Source organism: Dehalococcoidales bacterium (assembly GCA_030698765.1).
GTDB lineage: Bacteria > Chloroflexota > Dehalococcoidia > Dehalococcoidales > UBA2162 > JAUYMF01.
Map to the genome: position 1 here is coordinate 1 of JAUYMF010000055.1, position 7,026 is coordinate 7,026.

Sequence of the window (7,026 nt, forward strand, 5' to 3'; positions counted from 1 at the left end):
CCGAAGGGGCGGTGATCGCCGGTTGCCGGATGTTTGCCGGCTATCCGATAACTCCGGCTACGGAGTTGGCCGAAGCGATGTCGCGGAGACTGCCGGAGGTCGGCGGGTATTACCTTCAGGCAGAGGATGAGTGCGCTGCCATGCACATGTGTATCGGAGGCGCCCTGGGAGGTCTGAAGGTGATGACGGGTACCTCCGGGCCGGGCTATATTCTCTATGCCGACCCGTACGGGTGGGCGATTGCCAGTGAGATACCGGTGGTAGTGCTCAACTCTGGTAGAGTGGGACCGGTGAGCGGCATTACCGGCGCTCCCGGCCAAGGCGAGTTTTATAACACGCGCTTCCCGACCCAGGGAGGGAACTACGAGACGATAGTCCTCGCCCCGAACAGCGCCCAGGAAGCGTTTTACCTCACCGTGGAGGCTTTCTACCTGGCAGAGAGGTTCAGGACGCCGGTCACCCTGCTGGCTGACCAGCTGGTAACCGACGGTATGGAGGACATCACCATTCCGGAGACTGATGTAGAGAAGGATCAAATGGGGCTGAGATTTAAAGAGAGAGAAATTAACTACGGCCCTGAGTTCTATCCCCCGATTGATAAAATTGATATTCCTCCGGTGGTGCTGGGACATAATACCGGCGCCCTCTGCTCCGACTGGACGCCCACCGAGCAGGGCTATGACACCGAGGACGTAGAGGCCTGCCACAAGCACGTCTACCGGCTTATCTATAAGGTCAGGAACCACCGGGATCTCATCACCCGCTATGAAGCCTTCGGAATGGAGGATGACCCGGAACTGGTGGTGGTGTCCTTCGGGACTCCTTCCCGTGTAGTAAAGTCGGCGGTAAAAGCGGCACGGGAAAAGGGGATGAAGGTGGGGGCGTTAAGGCTTATCTCCCTCTGGCCTTTCCCCGACGAGCTTTTCAAGAGAAAAGCCACCTACCTTTCCGTAGAGTTGAACTATGACGGCCAGCTGGTGCGCGAGATACAGAGGGCCTGCCCCAAGGACAGTCAAGTCCATTTTCTGGGACAGTGTGGGGAGCTGCCGAAAATCCATGACCTCCTGGAGGTCTTTCAGGCGTTGCTCGACGGCAAAACAATATCCGCGATTGAATGGGAAAGGGAGGCTTGGTGATGGACTACTTAGCCGAGAAGTATTTTAGAGTAAGAAAGACTCCCAGTACCGCCTGCAGCGGCTGCGGTCTGGGTCAAGCACAGAAGATGCTGGCCAAGGCGATTGATGACCTGGAATTGCCGATAGAAGACGTCATCTGGGCGACCTCTATCGGCTGCTCCGGAAGACAGACCTTCGCTATGTGGAAGGGGGACGGGGTGGCGGCGACCCACGGTCGACTTTACGCCATGGTCAGCGGGTTGAGTCTGTCGCTGCCTCCGGAGAAGAAGATTGTCTGTACCGTTGGTGATGGCGATGCCTTTGGCATCGGCTTACAGCACCTGCTCAACGCCGCCCGGCGCAACGTGGATATCACCGTCGTCGTCTGTGACAACCTGGGCTACCAGTCAACCGGCGGGCAGTATTCCTGGATGACGCCGGAAGGCTCCGTTACTGACAGCAGCCCCTACGGAATGTACGAGCCGAACTGGATTCAGGATGGCCGTGATATTCTGAACATTATCCGGGAGGCGGGGGCTACCTTTTTGGCCCGGCACATGAGCATGGACGGCGAGTTCGGGGTAGACAGTATGCGGCAGGCGTTGCAGAACAGGGGTTTCTCCCTGGTGCATGTGGTCTTCCCCTGCATTACCAACTACGCCAGCACCGCCCTGGGGTCACGGAATACCCTTAACATGTTTCGCTGGATGAAAAGCCGGGCACGGCGTCTTGACGAGACTCCCGATGAGAACACTATCTGGAGGACGGGGATTTATCATGACGCCAGCAACACCCGGCCGGACTACGCCAGCGCCGTCAGGGAAAAAATGAGGGGACTGGCGGGAGAAAGGGCAGGTAGCGCATGAAAGAGAGAACGGAAATACTGATCAGCGGCTTCGGCGGGCAGGGCATTGTCAGACTGGGGCAAATCTTCGGGCTGGCGGCGGTGAAACAGGACTACCGCGTTGCCATGCTCAAAAGTCACGGTACCGAGCAGAGGGGCGGCTACGTGCGCGCCCAGGTAATTGTCTCCCGGGAAGCGATTGACAGCCCGATAATAGAGGACCCGGACTATTTCTGCGCCATGTCGACTCCCGCCTACAACCGGCATGTTGACCTGGTCAGCCACGGAGTTATTTTTTACGACCCGAGCAGCACCGTGATTGACGGGGAGAAGGAAAAGAAGATAACTCACTATTCGGTGGCGGCCCGGGATTTAGCCATTGAGAAACTAGGCCAGCCGATTTATACCAACAGCATCATGCTCGGGGCGATGGCCGGGAAGATTGATATCTTCGATAAAGAGATTGTTCTCTCCGCCATGCTCGATGTCATGCCCCGCTTCAAGGAAGAAAACACCACGGCCTTTCAAATAGGCTACGAGTTACTGGCTGCCCTAGACTAATTGACCGGGGATACAGGGGGATATTCCTGATGCGTACAATTCGAGATATTATTGACCGGCAAGCGGAGCGGCAGCCGGATAACCTTTTTCTTATTGCCCCTGAAGCCGGACTGGAGCTGACCTACCGGCAGCTTCGGGAATATTCACAGTCCTTGGGGAAGCACCTGCTGAAGATGGGTCTGGGCAAGGGGGATAAGGTCTCCTACCTGCTACACAACGGGTATCAGACCGCCCGGCTTTTTCTGGGGGTGATGTACTCCGGGCTGGTCGTTTCCCCGCTTAATCTGCTGGCGCAGATGTCCCACCTGGAGTATGTACTGGCGCACTCTGATACCAGGATTGTTTTTACTACCGAAGACGAGCGGGAAAAATTGGAGTCGATACTGCAGAAAATGCCCCGGCCCCCGCTCCTTTTTGTTATTGATATTGATGGAGAGGCTGTTTTCCCGGCAGAAGACCTGAGCGGAATCAACCTGCCCAAAGTAGATGAAGATGACCCCGCCCTGCTGCTCTATACCTCGGGCACTACCGGTCTGCCTAAGGGGGTGGTGCTGACCCAAAAGAATGTGGTGGCCGGCGGTGAGTATACGGCTCTGGCGCACTGCTTGACCGAGCATGATCGTGCGCTCTGTTCTCTGCCTCTGTACCACATTAATGGACAGATAGTCACTACCGTGGCCCCGGTGGTCAGCGGCGGCAGTGTGGTCATGCCCTACCGGTTCCACACCAGCAATTTCTGGGAGCTTATCAGCCAGTACCGGTGTACCTGGTTCAGCGTGGTGCCGACGATTATGTCCTACCTGCTGGATGCTACTGACCCTTATGCCGATGGGAAAAATCCTGGTTTGGAGCGGGTCAGGTTCGGGCGTTCAGCCTCAGCGCCTTTGCCGCCGCAGTTGCAGAAAGATTTTGAGCTCAAATTCAGGGTGCCCATTATTCAAACGATGGGCTTGACGGAAACGGCGGCGCCGGTCTTTTCAAATCCGCTTGATCCGGAAAAAGGGAAATACGGTTCGCCGGGGGTTCCGGTGGGTAATGAGGCCAGGGTAATCAATTTGCAGGATGGCAGTGAGCTTCCTCCCGGGCAGATAGGCGAGATAGTGGTGCGGGGGGATAATGTTATGAATGAGTACTACAAGGCACCAGGTATTACTGCCAGCGCCCTGGTCAACGGCTGGCTGCATACCGGAGACCTGGGCTACCGGGATGAAGACGGCTTCTTCTTCATTACCGGTCGACTCAAGGAGTTGATAATCAAGGGGGGAGAGAACATCGCCCCCGCGGAGATAGACGCGGTACTGTACCAGCACCCATGCGTCCTCGAGGCGGCTACGGTGGGTGTTGATGATGACCGGTACGGGCAGGAGATAGAAGCCTTTATCGTCCTGAAACCGGGTAAACAGGCTACCGAGAAAGAGATACTCGATTTGTGTCTGCAGGAGCTGGGCAGGTTCAAAACACCCCGGCGGATTTCATTCGTCGAGTCCTTGCCCAAGGGCCCGTCAGGCAAGATACAGCGGCTCAAGCTGCTGGAGAAATAATAGCTCCGGTGTCAGACCGGGTCTTTGCTCAGTGATCCCCTCTCATTTTCCATGACGGACCGCCCGCTAAGATTGAATTTTTCGGCGACCTTCCGGAAACCGGTCAGGGAACCTTCCAGTATCCTGTCATCAACGCAGTATGATATCCGGAAATACCCCGGTGTCCCGAAGCCGATGCCGGGAACAGTCAGTACATTCCACTGTTTAAGCTCATCGACAAAGGCGACCTCATCCGGTAGCGGTGATTCAGGGAACATGTAGAAAGCGCCCTGGGGTTTTGTTACCGAGTAACCGAACTCGATAAGGTGCTGGTACAAGAAATCCCGCTTCTTCTGGTACTCGGCGATAGAAACGGTCACATTCTGGAGAGGGGTTACCAGGCGCTGCAACAGGGCCGGGGCATTGATAAAACCCAGCGTCCGGGTGCAGAAGATGAACCCGTTGATCAGGTCATCATGGTGGCGGCATTCGGGGTGCACGGCAATGTAGCCGATGCGTTCACCGGGGAGGGCTAAGTCCTTGGAGTGTGAAGTGATAACTATAGTCTGCCGGTAGTGGTGCAGGGGTGACGGGTATTCCAGTCCGTCATAGATAATCTTGCGGTAGGCTTCATCACTGAGCAGGAAAATATCGGTGCCATAGCGGGCCTCCCGGCTGCGGAGCAGCTCTCCCAGTTGCTGCCAGAAATCATCGCCGTAGACACGCCCGGTGGGGTTGTTAGGGGAGTTTATCAGGATAGCTTTGGTCCTGGGACTAATCGTATCTTCAAGTATATCCAGTCTGGGCATGAAATTATCGTCTGTGGGCAGAACCGTGGTCACGCCGTTATGGTTGCTGATGTAGTTGCCGTACTCCACAAAGTAAGGAGCGAATAGAATCACCTCTTCTCCCGGATTTAATATCGTCTTCAGCACCACGTTGAGGGCTCCGGCTGCCCCGCAGCTCATGATAACGTCCTTCATGGCGAACTTGATGCCGGTCTCCGCCGAAAGCTGAGTGGCGACGGCGTTTCTGGTCTCGCGGTAGCCGGCATTCTCCATGTAGCGGTGCATCCCGGTTAAGGGGCGCTCCGCCAGCCTTTTCAACTCCTGGTGCAATTCGGGCGGAGGTTCCATCATCGGATTGCCCAGGGATAGGTCAAAGACGTTGTCTTCGCCGTAGCGCTGCTTGAGTAGCAAACCCTCATCAAACATCTTCCTGATTACCGACCCCGTAGTCATACTCCGCCGGATGTTTTCAGATATTGGCATTCTTCATCTCCTTTCTGCCCTGCTCAAAGGCGGTGAGGTTTATTTTCAGGACTCTGGACGGCAGATGCTGCGAAATGCCGTCCTTCCAGCTTTGAATCTTAAATGGTATGAAGGGTGAGGCACACCCCAGCATGAACATATTGAGTGTCCGGGTGCTGCCCAGCTCTTTGGCCCGACTTGTGCCCTCGACCAGATAGACGCGCTCGGTGTGCCGGCGTAATATCCTGACTATCTCTTCGTCACTGGGGTAGCGCTCGCTACCGACGGCGACAGATAGCGGCGGGATGGCCAGGTTATTGATGATGACGGTTCCTTCGGGGTGCAGGTAGTGGCTCCATCTGGCTGCCTCCAGCTTTTCCAGGGCAATCAGCAGGTTAACCTCCCCCTCCTTGATCAATGGGGAATAGACTCTGCTGGCGAGCCTGACATGGCTGATAACGCTGCCGCCGCGCTGCGCCATGCCGATAGTGTCTGTTTTCTTGGCATCGTAGCCGGCGGTGATGGCAATCTCACCGATGATGTCACTGGCCAGAATCACTCCCTGGCCGCCCACACCCGTAATCAAAATATCCAGCTTCTTCATCTCGTTTCTCCGGCCACCAGTGCGGACTGTGCCGTTATTGCCCGCCGGGGGCAGAGCTGTTGGCAGATAGCGCAGGTTTCGCCTACGCATAACGCAGCGTCAATATAGACCTGTTCCCGGTCGCTCTGGATAGCGGGACAGCCGATAAGCAGGCAGACGCCGCACTGGTTGCAGGTCTCAGCATCTATGCTTCTGGGATCAGTTCCCTTTGGCGTAAGTATCGAACAGCGGCCGCGGACGATGATAACAGAAAGCTCGGGGCTGTCCAGCGCGCTCCTGAGTCCGGCCCTGAGAGCTTTCAGATTAAAGGCGTCAATAACCTTGACATCTTTTACCCCGATGCCGCGGACTACTTCTTCCAGCTCCACTCTGACAGTCTCCTTGCCCTGTGCCGAAACCCCGGTGCCGGGATGCTCCTGGTGGCCGGTCATGGCGGTGGTGCCGTTATCGAGGATGATAATCGTTATTTTGCCCTGGTTGTAGATGGCATTGACCACGCCGGTAATGCCGGAATGCATAAATGTAGAGTCGCCGATAACCGCCACTACCTTTTTACCGACCCCGGCTTTTTCCATGCCCAATGCCTGCCCGATGCTGGCGCCCATGCAGGCGGTGGTATCCAGGGCGAGGAGCGGGGGGTAAGCGCCCAGGGTGTAGCAGCCGATGTCTCCGGTAATGATTAATCCTGATTCTCCGGCCGGCTTCTGTTGAGTGCCGGGGAGCTTCGAGCGCTGTCCGGTGCTGCTGAGGACGAAGAAAATACCGCTATGCGGGCAGCCCGGGCAGAGCAGGGGAGGGCGTTTGGGGAGCTCCGGGCTTAACTGTACCTTCGGGCGGGGCGGCGTTTCCGGGAGCAGTCCGGCGTTGCGGCTGACCTGCTCGATAATATCCGGGTTTAGCTCGCCTGTCCTGGGGATGAATTCCTTGCCGCTGACCTTGATTCCCATAACCTGAATATTTTCCTGGAGAAAGGGGTCAAGCTCTTCAATCACGATTAACCTGTCTACCTGCCCGGCAAACTGGCGGATTAGATTCCGGGGAAGGGGATAGGTCATTCCCAGTTTGAGAAAAGAAGCGCGGGGGAAGACCTGTGCGGCATACTGGTAGCTGACCCCGCTGGTTATCACGCCAA

The 7,026-nt window shown here is 56.4% G+C and carries 7 protein-coding genes; 4 read left to right on the top strand and 3 right to left on the bottom strand.

From position 1 onward, the window contains the following. From Q8Q07_02650 to Q8Q07_02665, 4 genes are all read left to right on the top strand, one after another. Positions 1-1,136: hypothetical protein (locus tag Q8Q07_02650; GenBank protein ID MDP3879191.1), on the top strand; the 1,136-nt coding region annotated here is incomplete at its 5' end. Then, the gene (locus Q8Q07_02655) at positions 1,136-1,981 is read left to right on the top strand and encodes a thiamine pyrophosphate-dependent enzyme (protein ID MDP3879192.1); all 846 of its coding nucleotides are present in this window, start codon (positions 1,136-1,138) and stop codon (positions 1,979-1,981) included. The genes Q8Q07_02650 and Q8Q07_02655, both read left to right, overlap by 1 nt. Continuing rightward, positions 1,978-2,520: a 2-oxoacid:acceptor oxidoreductase family protein gene (locus Q8Q07_02660; GenBank protein MDP3879193.1), complete on the top strand. Its 543-nt coding sequence runs from the start codon at positions 1,978-1,980 to the stop codon at positions 2,518-2,520. Before Q8Q07_02655 ends, Q8Q07_02660 begins: the two co-directional genes overlap by 4 nt. A gap of 29 nt (positions 2,521-2,549) precedes the next feature. Continuing rightward, on the top strand, positions 2,550-4,061 hold the full coding sequence (locus Q8Q07_02665; protein MDP3879194.1) for an AMP-binding protein: 1,512 nt from the start codon (positions 2,550-2,552) through the stop codon (positions 4,059-4,061). An 11-nt stretch (positions 4,062-4,072) separates the two neighbouring features. Here Q8Q07_02665 and Q8Q07_02670 read toward each other — a convergent pair whose 3' ends face one another. From Q8Q07_02670 to Q8Q07_02680, 3 genes are all read right to left on the bottom strand, one after another. After that, positions 4,073-5,311, bottom strand: coding sequence for a pyridoxal phosphate-dependent aminotransferase (locus Q8Q07_02670; protein MDP3879195.1), 1,239 nt, complete (start codon positions 5,309-5,311; stop codon positions 4,073-4,075). After that, positions 5,298-5,894, bottom strand: a complete 597-nt coding sequence (locus Q8Q07_02675; GenBank protein MDP3879196.1) for an indolepyruvate oxidoreductase subunit beta — start codon at positions 5,892-5,894, stop codon at positions 5,298-5,300. Before Q8Q07_02675 ends, Q8Q07_02670 begins: the two co-directional genes overlap by 14 nt. Continuing rightward, on the bottom strand, positions 5,891-7,026 hold a 1,136-nt coding region (locus Q8Q07_02680), incomplete at its 5' end, for a thiamine pyrophosphate-dependent enzyme (GenBank protein MDP3879197.1). The genes Q8Q07_02680 and Q8Q07_02675, both read right to left, overlap by 4 nt.

Bases quoted from the DNA above. Each gene is read 5' to 3' on its own strand.
- Q8Q07_02655 (MDP3879192.1), top strand. From the start codon at position 1,136: ATGGACTACTTAGCCGAGAAGTATTTTAGAGTAAGAAAGACTCCCAGT.
- Q8Q07_02660 (MDP3879193.1), top strand. From the start codon at position 1,978: ATGAAAGAGAGAACGGAAATACTGATCAGCGGCTTCGGCGGGCAGGGC.
- Q8Q07_02665 (MDP3879194.1), top strand. From the start codon at position 2,550: ATGCGTACAATTCGAGATATTATTGACCGGCAAGCGGAGCGGCAGCCG.
- Q8Q07_02670 (MDP3879195.1), bottom strand. From the start codon at position 5,311: ATGCCAATATCTGAAAACATCCGGCGGAGTATGACTACGGGGTCGGTA.
- Q8Q07_02675 (MDP3879196.1), bottom strand. From the start codon at position 5,894: ATGAAGAAGCTGGATATTTTGATTACGGGTGTGGGCGGCCAGGGAGTG.